At 73.0% G+C, this 16,369-nt stretch carries 11 protein-coding genes; 7 read left to right on the plus strand and 4 right to left on the minus strand.

Annotated features, from left to right (window positions below; all coding sequences use genetic code 11):
* A partial coding sequence (locus OUY22_RS11065) for a hypothetical protein (RefSeq protein ID WP_270154767.1) occupies positions 1 to 403 on the minus strand: 403 nt, incomplete at its 3' end.
* Between the two features lie 171 nt (positions 404 to 574).
* The gene (locus tag OUY22_RS11070; protein WP_270154768.1) at positions 575 to 1,669 is read right to left on the minus strand and encodes a S1C family serine protease; all 1,095 of its coding nucleotides are present in this window, start codon (positions 1,667 to 1,669) and stop codon (positions 575 to 577) included.
* Positions 1,670 to 1,840: 171 nt separating this feature from the next.
* Between OUY22_RS11070 and OUY22_RS11075 the strand changes: the two genes are divergently transcribed.
* Entirely contained in the window at positions 1,841 to 3,046 is a 1,206-nt protein-coding gene (locus OUY22_RS11075) for a hypothetical protein (protein WP_270154769.1), read from the plus strand.
* A 61-nt stretch (positions 3,047 to 3,107) separates the two neighbouring features.
* On the plus strand, positions 3,108 to 5,285 hold the full coding sequence (locus OUY22_RS11080) for an acyl-CoA dehydrogenase (protein WP_270154770.1): 2,178 nt from the start codon (positions 3,108 to 3,110) through the stop codon (positions 5,283 to 5,285).
* 15 nt (positions 5,286 to 5,300) lie between these two features.
* On the opposite strand, the gene OUY22_RS11085 is transcribed toward OUY22_RS11080, so the two are convergent.
* Complete coding sequence (locus tag OUY22_RS11085) at positions 5,301 to 7,115, minus strand: hypothetical protein (RefSeq protein WP_270154771.1); 1,815 nt, start codon at positions 7,113 to 7,115, stop codon at positions 5,301 to 5,303.
* A 106-nt stretch (positions 7,116 to 7,221) separates the two neighbouring features.
* On the opposite strand from OUY22_RS11085, the gene OUY22_RS11090 reads away from it, so the two are divergent.
* The 5 genes from OUY22_RS11090 to OUY22_RS11110 all read left to right on the plus strand — a co-directional run bounded on the left by OUY22_RS11090 (position 7,222) and on the right by OUY22_RS11110 (position 15,138).
* On the plus strand, positions 7,222 to 8,901 hold the full coding sequence (locus OUY22_RS11090) for a hypothetical protein (RefSeq protein WP_270154772.1): 1,680 nt from the start codon (positions 7,222 to 7,224) through the stop codon (positions 8,899 to 8,901).
* 114 nt (positions 8,902 to 9,015) lie between these two features.
* Positions 9,016 to 9,150 (plus strand): hypothetical protein, encoded by a 135-nt coding sequence (locus OUY22_RS11095; RefSeq protein ID WP_270154773.1) that lies wholly within the window; start codon positions 9,016 to 9,018, stop codon positions 9,148 to 9,150.
* A gap of 12 nt (positions 9,151 to 9,162) precedes the next feature.
* The gene (locus OUY22_RS11100; RefSeq protein WP_270154774.1) at positions 9,163 to 9,966 is read left to right on the plus strand and encodes a glycosyltransferase; all 804 of its coding nucleotides are present in this window, start codon (positions 9,163 to 9,165) and stop codon (positions 9,964 to 9,966) included.
* A gap of 7 nt (positions 9,967 to 9,973) precedes the next feature.
* Complete coding sequence (locus tag OUY22_RS11105) at positions 9,974 to 11,080, plus strand: glycosyltransferase family 4 protein (RefSeq protein ID WP_270154775.1); 1,107 nt, start codon at positions 9,974 to 9,976, stop codon at positions 11,078 to 11,080.
* Positions 11,077 to 15,138: an alpha-(1->3)-arabinofuranosyltransferase domain-containing protein gene (locus OUY22_RS11110; protein WP_270154776.1), complete on the plus strand. Its 4,062-nt coding sequence runs from the start codon at positions 11,077 to 11,079 to the stop codon at positions 15,136 to 15,138. Before OUY22_RS11105 ends, OUY22_RS11110 begins: the two co-directional genes overlap by 4 nt.
* Here the strand turns inward: OUY22_RS11110 and OUY22_RS11115 are convergent.
* Positions 15,059 to 16,225: an acyltransferase family protein gene (locus tag OUY22_RS11115; protein ID WP_270154777.1), complete on the minus strand. Its 1,167-nt coding sequence runs from the start codon at positions 16,223 to 16,225 to the stop codon at positions 15,059 to 15,061. The genes OUY22_RS11110 and OUY22_RS11115 overlap by 80 nt on opposite strands.
* Between the last annotated feature and the right edge of the window lie 144 nt (positions 16,226 to 16,369).

Below are 16,369 nucleotides of genomic sequence, written 5' to 3' on the forward strand. Positions count from 1 at the left end.
CGTGCCCCGCGAACTCGTCCAGGCGGCGCAGCATGACGGCCAGCATGGCCGGGAACATCGCCACGTGCGCCGCCATCATCACCCCGTGGCCGTCGATGAGCCCCAGCCACAGCAGCGGGAAGAGCGGCACGGCCGGCGCGAACATGGCCGCGCACATCTCCAGCGTCGATCCCCAGCCGTGCCCGCGGAAGAGCATCCACGCGGCCATGCCGATCGACATGTTGAGCGCCATCAGCAGGTAGGCGGCCTCCGGCTGCGTGTCGTACGAGAAGCTCAGGCCCGCCAGGGATTCGAGCCAAGCCAGCAGGAACATGCCGGCGAACATCGCGATGACCATCTCCACGTAGTGGAGAGTGAATCTGCCCCAGTTGCGGCCCCTGGTGCGTGCTGTCGTCTGTGTCATGTCCACGACTGTGACGGCGCCCGGACGGCAGCACGAGGACGGGCGGCGGGCACGTCCGGAAACTTGGGATGCTCGTCTCCCGGGACGTCGGCCAGGCCCGAGCGGGACATGGCTGAGGTGTCCGCGTGTGAGCGGCGGGTACGCGCCGAGTCGCTGCCCGCCCTGTGCCGTTCAGTCCGTCTGGAGCTCGCTCAGGGTGACGGTGACCTTCTGCCGTTCGCCGTCGCGCGCGCTGGCGCGTACGAACTCGACCTCGACCTTGTCACCCGGCTTGTAGCCGGTGAGGAGTTCGGTGAGCGCGGCGATGGTGGGGGTCTCCTTGCCGCCGACCGAGATGATGACGTCGCCTTCGCGGATGCCCGCCTTGGCGGCGCCGCCACCGCTCTGGACCGAGCGGACGCCGACGCCGGCGGGCTGGCCGGTGTCGCCGATCACCGTGGATCCCGTGATGCCCAGCGCCGCCCGGTGGCTGTTGATCACGCGGCCGTGCTTGACGATCTGGGCGGAGATGTCCGTGGCGGTGTTGCTGGGGATCGCGAAGCCGATGCCCGGCGCCGCGCCGCCGCCGAGCGACGGGTCGGTGGCGGCGAGGGTCGGGATGCCGATCACCTGGCCGGCCATGTCGACGAGGGCGCCGCCGCTGTTGCCCGGGTTGATCGCGGCCGAGGTCTGGATGGCTCCGGCGATCGTCGCGCCGGGGGAGCCGGAGTCCTGGGGCTCGGTGACCGTGCGGCCGACGGCGGAGACGATGCCGTCGGTGACGCTGCCGGACAGGCCCAGCGGATTGCCCATGGCGAGCACGAGCTGGCCCACGCGCAGCTTGGACGAGTCGCCGAACCTCGCCGGGCGCAGGCCCTGCGGGTCGTCCACCTTGATCACCGCGAGGTCGCCGGCCGGGAAGGACTGGACCACCTTGGCGACGCGCGAACCGCCGCCGGTGGCGAGCGTGACCTCCACCTCGGTGGCCTCGCCGATGACGTGGGCGTTGGTCACGATGTGGCCCTGGTCGTCGTAGACCACGCCGGAGCCGAGGCCCGTGGCCGTGGTGATCTGCACGATCGAGGGCAACACCTGGGAGATCACGCGCTCGTACGTCTGCTCCAGCGGCAGAGGGGGAGCGGTGGCGCCGGGTGTGGCGGGGGTGGCCTGAGCGGTCGGCGAGGTGGTCGGCGAGGCGGTGGGTGAGGTCGCGCCAGGAGCGCCGGACACGCCGGCGCATCCGGTGACCAGGACGGCGGCGGCCAGCCCTCCAGCGATCTTGCGCATGTCTCGTAGTCTGCCCAGCTCAAGGCGAAAGATACGCCTTCCCGTACGTCGCCGGTCGGCCGGGCCGTCGGGTGCGGGGGACCGGCGTGGATGGAGGGGACGATACAGAATGTAGTTCTGCTGGGGTTCTGGGGGAAATGTCGCCCCTCGGGGTGACGTAGCCTCGACTCCATGGCGGACGTCGGCGATCAGAACAACGACAACGATGCTCCCACCGCTCCCTTTCGCAAGATCGTCGTGCCTGCGGAGGAGGAAACGATCGTCTTCCGCCGGGACAGTTCCGAAGGAGCCGCACCAGCCCCCGACGCCGGACCGAAGAGCGCGGGTCCCGAACCCGCGACCAGGAGCGGCTCCACGGCCAGCGGCGCCAAGGGCGGTCCCACGGCCAGCGGCTCCAAAGGCGGCTCCACGGCGGGTGGCTCCAAAGGCGGCTCCACGGCGGGGGCCGCGTCGCCGTCCGGTGACCCGTTGCCCGCCGGTCCGCGGGCGCGGGTCGGGCCCGTGCGGGTCGGGTCGGGGCCGGTCAGGGACGGCGGGCTCTCCGGGGCGGGGACGGCCGGCGGGCCGTTCCGGCCGGCCGAGACGTTGCCCGCGACGCCGGGACCACCGCCTCCGCCGAAGGGCGGGCTGCTCAGCCGGATCGGCGACATCCCGATCAAGGTCGTCTACCTGCTGGGCGCGATCGTCGCCACGGTGGCCGCCGTCCTCCTGGTGTTCGTGATCTTCTCCGGCGACGTGCCCACCCGGCCGGCGAACGAGGAGGACGTCGTCCCGGTCGCCCCGGTCCCGTCGGTGTCGGACAGTCCCACGCCCGGCGCCGCCGGCGGAGGGGCGACGCTGCCGGCGGTGCCCTCGCGGCTGGCGTTCGCGGACCTGCCCGGCACGGCCACCGCCGTCACCGGCACCGTCAGCGACGCCAGGACCGGCATCAGCTATCCCCGGCTGGGCGGCCCGTGGCGGGCCAGGTCGTTCGCTCCGTTCGCGTACGCGCAGCGGGTCGGCGAGGTCGAGGTGCCGCAGACCGTGATCGCATCGGCGATGCTGCCGGGCGCGACCCCGGAGACGAAGCCCGCGTCCGACGCCGACTACCGCGCGATCGCGGCCAGGGCCGCCCGCTGGGCGCTGCGTACGCAGTATCCGGAGGGCGCCACCCTGACCTGGACCGGCTCCCGGAAGGCGGCCGGGGGCGAGGGCTGGACACTCGCCTTCCGGGTGGCCTACCCCGACGGCGGCGAGCGGCGTACCGGGCACGCGCTGGTGTCCGTCCTGGAGGTGGGCAAGGCCAAGCCGGCGATGCTGCTGGCCTCGATCCCGGAGAGCGGACGGGCTTACTGGGCGGATCTGAACACGTTGGCGGAGAAAGTTCGTCCCCTCTAGGCCAGAAGCGTCCTCTAGAATATGGTTCTGGCATCTACGGAAACCGCCTGGAGGATGAGCGATGGCGATCGGGTTGAGCGAGGAGCACGAGGCGCTCCACGAGTCGGTGAGCCGCTGGGCGGAGCGCAGCATTCCCACCGACGCGCTGCGCTCCGCCGCCGACGAGCGGCCGGCCTTCTGGCCGGGACTGGCGGAGCAGGGTCTGCTCGGCCTCCACCTGCCGGAGGAGGCGGGCGGCTCGGGATACGGGCTGCTTGAGGCGGCCGTCGCCGTCGAGGCGCTGGCCGAGCGGATGGTGCCCGGCCCGTACGTGCCGACCGTGCTGGCCGGCGCGGTCATCCACGCCTCCAAGCACCACGAGCTGCTGGCCGGCCTGGCCGACGGCACCCGCACCGGCGCGCTGGCCCTGTCCGGCGCCCTCACCGGCACGCGGGCGGGCGACGGCTCGCTGACCGTGTCCGGCGCCGCGGAGCCCGTCCTCGGCGGCGCGACGGCCGACGTGATCGTGCTGCCGGTCGCCACCGACGACGGCGAGCTGTGGGTCGCGGTCGACGCCGCCGCGGCGACCGTCACCTCGCTCCAGTCGCTCGACCTCACCAGGTCCGTGGCCAAGGTCGAGCTGGACGGCGTCACCGTGCCCGCCGACCGGGTGCTCGACGGGGTGGAGAGCGCCGACGTCCGCAACATCGCCGCCGTCCTGCTCGGCGCCGAGGCCGCGGGCCTCGCCTCCTGGTGCGTCAGCTCCGCCGCCGCCTACGCCAAGGTACGGGTGCAGTTCGGCCGGCCGATCGGCCAGTTCCAGGGCATCAAGCACAAGCTGTCGCGCATGCTGGTCGCGCTGGAGCAGGCCCGCGCCACGGTCTGGGACGCCACCCGCGCCGACGGCCAGGAGCTCGACTACGCGGCCGCGATCGCCGGGGTCATGGCTCCGGACGCCGCCGTGCAGTGCGCCAAGGACGCCATCCAGACCTTCGGCGGCATCGGCTACACCTTCGAGCACGACGCCCACCTCTACTACCGGCGCGCGCTCACCCTGCGCGCGCTGCTCGGCCCGTCCGCCGAGTGGGCCGCCCGCGTCAGCGAGCTGGCCCTGCGCGGCGTCGGCCGCGAGATGGAGCTCGACCTGCCGGAGGACGCCGAGCCGCTGCGCGAGGCCCTGCGCGCCGAGATCGCGGAGATCGCCCGGCTGGAGGGCAAGGAGCAGAGGCGGGCGCTGGCCGCCCGCGGCTTCGTCATGCCGCACCTGCCCAGGCCCTGGGGCCGCGGCGCGAGCCCGCTGGAGCAGGTGCTCATCGCCCAGGAGCTGAAGGCCGCCAAGGTCAAGCTCCCCGCGCTGATCATCGGCGCCTGGGTGGTGCCCTCCGTCGCCGTCTACGGCACGCCCGAGCAGCAGGAGCGGTTCCTGCCCAAGACGCTCAGCGGCGAGATCATCTGGTGCCAGCTCTTCTCCGAGCCCGGCGCCGGCTCCGACCTGGCCTCCCTGCAGATGAAGGCGGAGAAGGTCGAGGGCGGCTGGCGGCTCAACGGCCAGAAGATCTGGACGTCGGTCGCGCACGTCGCCGAGTGGGGCATCTGCATCGCCCGCAACTCCAGCGAGGGCTCCAAGCACGAGGGCATCACGTACTTCCTCGTCGACATGAAGTCCCCTGGCGTCACCGTCCGCCCGCTCACCGAGATGACCGGCGAGAACCTGTTCAACGAGGTCTTCCTGGACGACGTGTTCGTCCCCGACGACCTCGTGGTCGGCGAGGTCGGCGACGGCTGGAAGGTCGCCAGGAACACGCTCTCGAACGAGCGCGTCTCGCTCTCGTCCGGCTCCGGCGGCACCGGCGCGTCCGTGCCCGACCTGCTCGGGCTGGTCGGCCGGCTCGGCCGCGAGCTCACGCCCGTCGAGGCGGACCAGCTCGCGGGCGTCATCTGCGAGAGCCACTCGATCAACGCGCTGTCGCTGCGGGTGACGCTCAAGCAGCTCGCCGGCAACGAGCCGGGCGCCGACGCCTCGGTGCGCAAGCTGCTGTCCACCTCGCACGCCCAGCACGTCTCCGAGACCGCCGTGAGCCTGATCGGCGCGCAGGCCACGCTGGCCGCCGACATGAAGCTCGGCGACCCCGGTTACTGGAACCGCGCCGTGCTCGCCACCCGGGCGATGACCATCTACGGCGGCACGACCGAGGTGCAGCTGAACATCATCGGCGAGCGCCTGCTCGGCCTGCCCAGGGACCCCGAGCCGGGCAAGTGACCCCACCCGGTCCCCTCACGGCAGCACCGGCCGTGCGGGGACCGGCGTGCCGTTCTCGGCCGGCGCCGGCTTGCCGACCTTGATCTCGCCGACGCACGCGCCCGCCCCGCCGATCGTCCTGAGGGCCAGTTCGGAGCCCGCGCCGCTGACGGTGGCGTAGGTGACGCCGAGGTCCCGGCCCGCCCGGACCTCGGCCTGGGAGCCGCCCAGCCGGACGACGAGCGTGGTCTCCGCCCCGTTCAGGTACGCGACCCGTACCGTCCACTCGTCACCCGGCAGCGGCTCGGGCAGCGGGAAGACCACCTCGCCGGCGCCGACGGGCGTGCAGGAGGCGCCCGCGGGCACGGTGACGCCGTCGAGGTCGACCAGGTTGAGCCGGCCTCGGGCGTCGAACATGAGCGGGGCGCCGACCGGCCCGGACAGCCGTTCCGTCCAGCTCACGGGGTGGGGGGCGAGCGGGCCGAGGACGGTGGAGACCCGGGCGTACTGGTAGAAGAAGATCGGTTCGGCCACCTTGGCGGGCACGTACGTGTCCAGCACGACCGAGCCGGAGGGCGCCCGGGCCAGCGCGACGCGGGCGGTCTCCACGTAGCCCTCGACGTTCCTGCCCAGAGGGAGCGCGCCGAAGGCGGTCACCGACCAGACCGAGCCCGCCGCGACCACGGCCGCAGCCGGCGCCCAGGCCCGCCGCGACCACGACGGCGGAGGCCGCAGCCAGGGCCGTTCCTCGCCCGCCACCGGGATGAACGCCAGCCCGATCACCACGGTCACCAGGGCCGCCGTCGAGGAGACGTACCGCAGCTCGAACCCGGCCAGGTCGGCTCCCAGCGCGGAGGCCCGCCCCAGCCAGATCGGCACCACGTCGGCCAGCAGCACGTAGCCGAGCAGCATCGTCCAGGCGAGCCAGGCCCGCCGCCGGTGGCGCACGGAGAGCGCGACCGCGACGGCCGCGGCGGCGCAGGCCGCCCACATGAGCGCGGCCGGCGGGGCGCCCAGCGCGTAGTCGTCGCCGATCGGCTGCCAGTCCCACGGCCCGCCCAGCGACGCCGGCACCAGCGACCCGGTCAGCAGCTTCCACGCCGTGCCGGCCGCCACCTCGGCCGACGGCAGCGCGGGCTCGAACGTCACGTTCGTGAGCTGCACCGTCGTGAACAGCTGCCGGAAGAAGATCACCGTGTACGGGACCAGGACCGCCGCGTACAGCAGCCAGACCCGCCTGGTCCCCGACCGGTTCAGCCAGCCGAGGGTGAGCACCAGGGCCAGCACCGGGATGAACGGGGCCTTGACGAAGAAGGCCATCCCGACCACGGTCCATCCCGCCGCCGCGAGCGCGTGCCGGAAGCGCTGGGTGCGGGTGTAGAGGACGTGCGAGCTGAGCGCCATCGCCAGTGCCGTCTGGAACGGCAGGATCTCCACCACCACCGCCCACCACACGGTCGAGGGCAGCGTCATCGGCGTGAGCAGATAGAACCCGAGCGGCAGCAGGATCGCCGGCCGGGACCCGAACAGCACGCGCAGCAGCCGCAGCACCGCCAGCCCGGCCGCGGCCAGGAGGCACACGGTCACGGCGTGGGCCAGCACCTCGTTGTAGACGCCCAGGCGGCCCATCGCCCAGTGGATCGCGAACGGGGCCGGCATCAGGTGGCCCCAGTCGATCCGCATCAGGTAGTCCCAGGTCAGCCCCTGTTCGAGGCCGCGGGCGATGAACATGAAGTCGTCCTGGCGGAAGTACGTGCGGCGGATCAGCTCGAACTTCCACACCAGCGCGGCGGCCACCATGGCCAGCCCCGCGGCGAGCACCATGTCGCCGCGGCCCGTTCTCGCGGTCACCGCCGTCCTCCCCTGGTCCCGGCCCCCACCGCCAGCATGGCGGACCCATCTCCCATATGGCGACATGCTGGGAAAAGCAGTCATCGAGGTGTGATGTCATAGCAGAATGCCTCACCAGGCCAGAGCCGCCCTGGCCGGGGCCGTCCTCGGTCTCACCCTCGCGACCCTCGCGCTCGGACCTGCCCTGAGCTGGGGTTTCGTGCTGATCCACGACATGGTCTTCGTCCCCGACCCGGCCTTCTCCCGCTTCACCTTCGGGCTCGCGGGCGGCGCGCCCCGGGTGGTGCCCAGCGACGCCGTGGTCACGGCGCTCTCCCAGGTCCTGCCGGGGGAGCTGGTGCAGAAGCTGATCCTGCTGGCCGTCTTCGTCCTGGGGGCTTCCGGGGTGGCCGTCCTCGTCCCCTCGCCCGGCCTGGCGCCCCGGCTCGCCGCCGCCGCCTTCTACGTCTGGAACCCGTACGTGGCCGAGCGGCTGCTGATCGGCCAGTGGGCCCTCCTGCTGGGGTACGCGGGCCTGCCGTGGGTGGTCCACGCCCTGTGCCGGGGCCGCCGCCTGGCCGTCTCCCTCCTGCCGGCGGCGACCGGCGGCTTCGCGGCGATGCTGGTCACCGCCGTCACGGCCCTCCCGGTCGCCGCGCTCTTGCGGAGGCCGGCGCGGGCGGGCGCGGCGGACGGCGATCACCGCGGCCCGTGGGCGCGGGTGCTGCGGACCGGGGTCGTGCTGGGCGCCTTCTGCCTGCCCTGGCTGGTCCCGGCGGCCCTCCGGCCGCACGGCCTGGCGGGGGACCCGGTCGGGGTGGAGGCGTTCGCGTCGCGGGCCGACACGCCGTTCGGGACCCTGGGGAGCCTGCTGTCCCTGGGCGGCATCTGGAACGCCAACGCCGTGCCCGTGGGATACGGGGAGGTCGTGGGGGCGGTGGCGCGGCTGCTGCTCACGGTGGTGGGGATCGCCGCGTTCGTCCGGCTGGGGCGCGGGCTGCCGTACCGGAACGGGCTGGCGCTGGCGGGCGTCATCGGGTTCGCGATCGCCGGCGCGGGCGTCACCGAGGCAGGACGGTCGGCGCTGAAGTGGCTGGTCGGCGTCTGGGGCGGGTTCGCCGTCTTCCGGGACGCGCAGCAGTACGTGGCGCCGGTCGCGCTGCTCGCGGCCGTGGGGATCGGACTGCTGGCGGCGGCGGCCGCGCGGGTTCCCGGAGCGGTCGCGGAGGCCGGGCGGGTTCCCGAGGCGGAGCCTGAGCGGGTCCCGGCGGCCGGGCGGGACCGCGGGCGGCGGGCGCCGGCGGGTGTGCTGGCGGGTCTGCTGGTGGCGGTGCCGGTGGCCGTGCTGCCGACGATGGCGTGGGGGGCGCTGGGGGCGCTCGACGCGGTCCCTTACCCCCGGGCGTGGTACGAGGCGAGAGTGACGCTGCGTGACGATCCGGCTCCAGGTGACGTGCTGGTGCTGCCGTTCGAGTCGTACCGCAGATTTGATTGGAACGGCGGCCGGCCGGTGCTCGACCCGGCGCAGCGGTTCTTCGCGGTGCCGGGGCGGCGGGTGGTGACGAACGACGTGGTGCGCGTGGGCGAGCTGGTCGTGCGGAGCGAGGACCCTCGCGCCACAGAGGTAGAACGCGTACTAGAAGGCCGTTCTCCTGACCTGGCCGGTCTGGGATTCAGGTACGTCATAGTTGATGCGGGGACAGTTGAGGAGTGCAAGCGGTTCGCCGACTGGCTCCGGGATGCCGAGGTCGTGGTCGATGCCCCCGAGCTGCGTCTCTACAGGTTGGAGCCGTCGCGTACGCCCTAGTAAGGGGTGCTACCAGCGCTTTGGTAAAAATCCGGTCTAGCTACTAGCGAGTAGCAGTAATTGGTTCTAGGTTTGTGCCCAGTCCCGGACTCTGTCATTTCAGGAGGAACCCCCGTGATCAAGGTCTTTTTAGCGGCGATCATCGGCGTCGCCGTGGCCGCCCTCGTGATGACGATCACCACCGTCTCCCTGACCGGGTCCACCGCCACGCCTGTCAACCAGCCGCTCTACAACTACGGCGTGCGGTAACAGAGCGCCGCCATGTCGCCCTCCTCCGCCAGGGACGCGAGGGCGAGCCGGCGACCACTGCTCGAGATCGTCGTTCCCGCCCACAATGAGGAACGCCGACTTCCCGGGGGGCTCCTGCAGCTGTGCGCGAAGCTTGCCCGCATGCCGTTTCCGACCGCCGTCATCGTCGTCGACAACAACAGCACGGACGGCACCGCCGAGATCGTCCGTACCTGGCCCGAGGGCCAGGTACCGGTCCGGCTGGTGAGCTGCCCCGAGCCCGGGAAGGGGGCGGCGGTCCGTGCGGGACTGATCGAGACCCGTGCTCCGTTCGTTGGGTTCTGCGATGCCGACATGGCCACCGACCTGGCCGCCGTCGACGTCGCGCTCAGCCTTCTCCTTTCCGGTGAACGGGTCGTGATCGGCTCCCGGGCGCACACGTCCTCGAGCGTCGAGAACCGTCACAGCCGGGTCCGCGAGATCGGCGCGGTCGGCTTCCGCGCACTGGCCAGGGCGCTGGTGCGCGGGGTGAGCGACACCCAGTGCGGGTTCAAGTTCTTCGACGGGCCGCTGGCCCGCGAGGTGGCCGCCGAACTCCGCACCCCCGGGTTCGCGTTCGACGTGGAACTCCTCGCGCGCTGCACCGGTCGCGGCTCGCGGGTGCGGGAGATCCCGGTCGACTGGCGTGACATGCCGGGATCGCGGTTCTCGCCGGCCCGGCACAGCTTCGGCATCCTGCTGGAGCTGGGCCGGATCTGGCTGCGGCTGCGGGCCTTCCCGCCCGCGTCCGTCTCGCCCGCCTGGGAACCTCCCCTCGACCCCGTCGGATATCCGTGAACGATTCATGAAAGTGGCCGTCGTCAACTGGCGCGACCCCTGGCACCCCGACTCCGGTGGCGCCGAGACCTACGCCTGGCAGATGGCGAGCCGGATGGCCCGCGCGGGCCACGAGGTGTGCTTCGTGACCGCGCGGGCCCCCGGCCAGTCACGGGCCCAGACCCGCGACGGGGTACGGGTGCGCCGGATGGGCGGGGTGTTCACCGTCTACCCGCTGGTGCTGCTCTGGCTGCTGGCCAGGCGCGGCAGGTTCGACGCGGTGCTCGACTGCCAGAACGGCATCCCGTTCTTCACGCCGTGGGTGCTGCCGCGCCGCACCCGGATCCTGCTGGTCGTGCACCACGTGCACGACCGGCAGTTCGGTCTGCACCTGCCGTGGTGGCTGGCCGCGGTGGGACGGTTCCTGGAGGGGCCGGTATCGCGCTGGACCTATCGCGGGCACGCGAGCGTGGCCGTGTCGCCGTCCACCGTCCGCGCCATGCGGGAGCGGCTGGGCTGGAGCGGCCCGATCCACGTGGTGCACAACGGCGTGACCGCCGGCCCGCCGCCCGAGGTCGTCAGGAGCCCGGTCCCGAGGGTCGTCTGCGTCGGCAGGCTGGTCGCGCACAAGCGGGTGGACGTGCTGCTGGACGCGGTGGCGGAGCTGCGCGAGCGGTGGCCGGACCTGACGGTCGACGTCGTCGGCCGCGGCCCGGAGGAGGCCGCGCTGCGCGCCCGGCTGCCCGAGGGCGTCACGCTCCACGGCTACCTGCCCGAGGAGGAGAAGGAACGCCTGATCGCCTCGGCGTGGGTGCACGTCAGCGCCTCGCAGGGCGAGGGCTGGGGGCTGTCGGTGGTGGAGGCTGCCGCCCTCGGCGTGCCGACCGTCGCGTTCGACGTGGACGGGCTGCGGGACGCGGTACGGGACGGGGAGACGGGCTGGCTGGTGCCCGAGACGGGTTCGCCGGCGACGGACCTGGCCAAGGGCCTCGCCGCCGCCCTGGACGAGCTGACTCGTGAGGGCCCCGACGCCTATAACATGAAATGTCGTGAATGGGCTGGCCGGTTCTCCTGGGACGCCGGCGCCGATCGCCTGATGGCGCTGATCAGCGGTGCGAACCTGGAGGAGCGGTGACGGACAGAGCCCGGCACCGGTTCTGGCTGCTGTTGTGCTGCGTCGGCTTCGCGATCCTGGCGTTCACCACCAAGCCCGGCCACCTGATCTCCGACACCAAGCTCGACCTGGCGCTGAACCCGCTCGGCTGGCTGGAGCGCGCCACCCACCTGTGGGACCTGCAGCACTTCGGTCAGCTCCAGAACCAGGCGGCCGGCTACCTGTTCCCGATGGGCCCGTTCTTCGCCCTCGGCGACCTGGCCGGCGTCGAACCGTGGATCACCCAGCGGCTCTGGCTGACGCTGCTGTTCTGCGCGGCGTTCCTGGGCGCGGAACGGCTGGCCGGCAAGCTCGGCATCGGCACGCCCGGCACCCGGATCGCCGGCGCGCTGGCGTACGCGCTGGCCCCCCGCGCGCTGTCGATCGTCGGCGAGATCTCGATCGAGTGGCTGCCCGCCGCGATGCTGCCGTGGATCCTGATCCCGCTGCTCACCGCCGCCGAGACGGGGCAGCGGGCCAGGGCGGCGGTCCGGTCGGGGCTGGCCGTCGCGCTGTGCGGCGGGGTGAACGCGGTCGCGGTGCTGGCCGTGCTGGTCGCCCCCGTCGTCTACATCCTCACCCGGCCGCGCCCGGTGCCGCGCTGGCGCATGCTCGGCTGGTGGACCGCCGCCGTCTCGGTGGCCACCCTCTTCTGGACGCTGCCGCTGCTGCTGGTGGGCCGGTACGCGTTCTCGTTCCTGCCCTACACCGAGACCTCCGCCGCGACCACGCAGGTCACGTCGCTGACGAACGCGCTGCGCGGCGCCTCCGACTGGGTGCGCTTCCTGCCGCTCAGCGGCGTGTTCGAGCAGCCGCCCGGTTACGCGATCGCCACCTCCGGCGCGATGGTCGCCGTCACCGGTGTCATCGCCGCGCTGGGCCTGGCCGGGCTGGCCCGCCGCGACCTGCCCGCCAAGGGCTTCCTCGTCACGCTCCTCCTGGTCGGGACGGCCGCGGTGACCGCCGGGCACATCAGCGCGCTGGAGCCGGCGATCGCCGAGCCGATCCGGTGGCTGCTCGACGGCCCGCTCGCGCCGCTGCGCAACCTGCGCAAGTTCGACCCGCTGATCCGGCTCGCGCTCGCGTTCGGCCTGGCCCACCTGCTGGCGAGCGTGCTCGGCCGGGCCAGGCTGCCGTTGCGGACGGTGGCGGTGGCCGCGTTCGCCGCGCTGGTCCTGCCGGTCTTCAACCAGGGTCTGGCGTACCCGGGCGTCTTCAAGCAGGTCCCCGACCACTGGCAGGAGGCCGCCGCCTGGCTGGACGAGAACGCGGGCGAGTCCGGCGTGCTGGTCGTGCCCGGCGCCGCGTTCGGCGAGTACGTGTGGGGCCGGCCGATGGACGAGCCGCTCCAGCCCCTGTCCAGCGTCCGGTGGACGGCCCGGCAGATCACCCCGCCGGGCTCGGTGGGGATGAGCAGGCTGCTGGACGCCGTCGACCAGCGGTTGACCGCCGGGCACGGCTCGGCCGGGCTGACCGAGGTGCTCAAGCGCATGGGCGTGCGCTACGTGCTCGCCCGCAACGACCTGCTCAGGGAGCAGCTCAAGGGCGCCTGGCCGGCCCGGATCCACGAGGCGATGAGCGAGTCGCCCGGCATCACCAAGGTGCGCTCGTTCGGCGAGCCGATCGGCGACGTGTTCGGCGACGACGCCGTGGACGCGCTCGACGCCGCGTTCCCCGCGCTCGACCTCTACGAGGTGGCGGAACCGGCCGACCTGGTCACGGTGCGGCCGGCCGGGGAGGCGCTGCGGGTGCGCGGCGGCCCCGACTCGCTGCTCAGCATGGGCGACCTCGGCCTGCTCGGCGACGGGCCGGTCCTGGTGAACGACGACGCCGGCGGGGTCGACGCCCCCGAGGTGGTGACCGACTCGCTGCGGCTGCGCGAACGGCACTTCGGCGAGCTGCGCTCGAACGTCAGCCCGACCCTCACCGAGGACGCGCGGGCCGGCTTCACCGGCGTGCTGGCCAAGGACCTGCTGGAGAAGGGCTGGCTGGAGAACACCGCGACCGCCGAGTACGACGGCATCGCGGACATCACCGCCTCCTCCTCGGCCGCGGACGCCGGCGCGCCCGCCGGGGTCAGCGACCCGTCGCGCGGCCCCTGGTCGGCGATGGACGGCGACGTCGGCACCGGCTGGGAGACCGACGGCGCGCGCTCGCCCGCGGGCCAGTGGCTCCAGGTCGACCTGCCGTCCCGCCGCCAGGTCTCCCGCGTCCAGGTCATGTTCGGGGGCGAGGTCCTGCTCGGCCAGTCGGTGGGCCGGGTGGCCGTGGAGACCGAGGCCGGCCGCCTGGAACAGGAGGTCGAACGGACGACCGACCCGCAGTGGCTGACCCTGCCCGAGGGGCAGACCTCGTGGATCCGGATCACGATCACCTCGATCCTGCCCGGTGACTGGGTCTACGGCCAGCGCGCCGGGATCGTCGAGCTCAGCGTGCCGGGGGTGACCGCCGGGCGGACGATCCGGCTGCCCGGCTCCGGCGAGGTGTTCGTCATGGACCGCGGCCTGGACGCCAGGTCCGGGTGCATGCGCGGCGTGAACCGGTGGGTGTGCAATCCGGCGCGGCTGGCCCGTACCGGGGAGGAGAGCAGCGGCTTCGACCGGACGTTCACCGCTGAGGAGAAGGGGCCGGTCACGCTGCGCGGCACGGCCGTGCTGCGCGACAGCGCGCTCGTGGACCGGTTCACCCGGGTCAGCGGCGCGGTGACCCGCGTGTCCGGCACCTCGCAGCTCAGCGACGACGCGGTGGTCGCGCCCCGGTCCGCGTTCGACGGCGACCTGACCACCACCTGGGTCCCGGCCGACGGCGACCGCGAGCCCGCGCTCACCGTCGCCTGGAAGGGCAAGAAGAAGATCTCCCGCATCCAGGTCGGCAGGCCGGGCGGCGACACCCAGTCGCTCGACGTCGTGGTCACCGGCGACGACGGCGTCTCGCGCGGCGGCCGGGTCGACGAGCAGGGGTACGTGCGCTTCGACCCGATCACCACCACCGAGCTGAAGATCCGGTTCTTCCCCCTCTCGCAGCGCGTGCAGGTCACCGAGCTGGCCATCCCCGGCGTCGCCAAGGCCGGCACCCCGGGCGACATCCCGCTCCGCCTCGCCTGCGGCATCGGGCCGCGGATCGAGGTGAACGGCCGGGTCATCGAGACCCGCGTCGCCGGCAGCCACCGGGACCTGCTGGAGCAGCGGCCGGTGCAGATCACCGGCTGCGAGGAGGCCGAGCTGCTGGAGGGCGACAACCGGGTCAAGGTGGCCGGGTGGGAGCCGTTCCAGGTGGAGAACCTGGCCGTGGGGACCCTGCCGGGGACGTCCCGTCAGGTGGACACGGCGGCGTGGGCCGGCACCTGGACGCAGTCCGTGCGCGAGGTGCGCGTGAGCGCGCCCGAGGACGCCTTCCTGGTGATCGGCGAGAACTTCAACGCCGGCTGGCGGGCGACGGTCGGCGACCGGACGCTGCGGCCGGTCCGGGTCGACGGCTGGAAGCAGGCGTGGGAGCTGCCCGCCGGCACCTCGGGCGCCGTGCGGCTGGAGTACCTGCCCGACCGGACCTACTGGTTCGCGCTCGTCGCCGGGCTGGGCGGGATCGCGCTGCTGGCGCTGCTCTCCCTGGTGCCGCTCGGCCCGCGCCCCGAGCACGTCCGCGCGGCCGCCCCGGCGGACCGCTCGCGGCTGTCGCGCTGGCGGGCGCCGTACGCGGTGGTGGCGGGGCTGGCGTTCGGCTACTGGATCGCGGGCACGCCCGGCATGCTCACCCTGGTCGCCGCCGGGGCGCTGACACTGTGGCTGAGCGGGCGCTGGAAGGGCGCGTACTGGCTGACGGCGGTGATGTTCTGCGCGGCCGCGGGCGCCCAGGCCGCCGGTCTGACGCTGCGCGGGTACGGGATCGACCCGGGGCCGCTGATGGACCAGGTGCCGCAGCTCCTGGCCTGCGCGGCCGTGGGGGCGCTGTTCGGGCGGCTCGTCACGCGGCGGGAGCGACCGGCTGCGGAGCCGGGGATTCCGGCGGCCGAGCAGGTGCTGACCGGCGCCGGCCGAGCGTGAGCGCGACATGTTCGATCAGGTGATAGCTCGCCACGCTCAGCAGCAGCGACACGATGAACGACACCACCGCCAGGCTGACGAAGTCGCCCGTGAACGGCGGGTCGCCGGTGATCTGCCGGTGCACGGTGATGACCGGGGCGTGCCACAGGAAGAAGCTGTAGGAGATGCGGCCCAGGTAGGCCGCGACCGGGTTGCCGATCAGCCGGTGCCGCAGCGAGCCGGGGTCGGGCGCCAGCGCGAACGGCGCCACCACGAGGACGGCCACGGCCGCCTCCAGGGTCACCCTGAGCAGCGACTCCCCGAGGGTCGGCAGGGTGAGCGTGCGCGGGCCGGCCAGCGGCGTGGAGAGCACCGCGTACAGCAGGAAGGCGAGCACCAGCAGCTGGGGCGCGAGCGAGCCGATCACCCGGCTGCCGCCGAGCCAGACCGACAGCACGGCCATCGCCATGCCGCAGGCGAAGTACACCAGGTGGTACGGGAGCCAGAGGGCCAGCTGCGGCATCTCCAGCACCCGGGAGGCCACCACCGTGGCGACCGAGACGACCGGCAGCACCGCGATGCCGCCGAGCAGCCGGACCGGCACGTTGCCGCCCCTGTCGCCGCCCCTGACGGCCCACCGGTGCAGCGCCCAGGCGAGCATCGGCAGCACCAGGTAGAACGCCATCTCGATGGGCAGCGTCCACATCTGGTAGAGGCCCTCGGCGCTGTTCATGCCCGGGACGTAGTTCTGCAGCAGGAGCAGCCAGACCACCCAGCCGGTCCAGTCGAGCGGCGTCCAGGCCCACAGGGCCAGCGAGACGACCAGCCAGTAGACGGGGAGCACGCGCAGTGCCCGCCGCCACAGGTAGAGGCCGGCGGCGGGGCGCGGCGTGCCCTCCACGGCGGCCTTGGCCCACGGCCGGTACAGCAGCAGGCCCGACAGCAGGAAGAAGACCGGCACGGCCATCCCGAGCCGGGACAGCAGCCAGGCGTACATGCCCTCGCCGTACATCACGCCGGTGTTGCTGGCCACGTGGAGCAGCCACACGCCGAGCGCGGCCAAGGCGCGGATGCCGTCGAGAGCGGCGTCTCTCTTCAGTGCTCTCACCCTCCGGGTCCGGTAACCGGAACCACGATAGAACATGTTTCTATCGATTTGGTTGCGGCTCCGGTCCGGCAGGTGACGTCGATCACTCACTGTCATACTTTGATGCAGGTCACATGAAACAGACGACAACACGTTCTAATTTTG

The sequence above is a fragment of the Nonomuraea corallina genome (assembly GCF_027620315.1).
GTDB lineage: Bacteria > Actinomycetota > Actinomycetes > Streptosporangiales > Streptosporangiaceae > Nonomuraea > Nonomuraea corallina.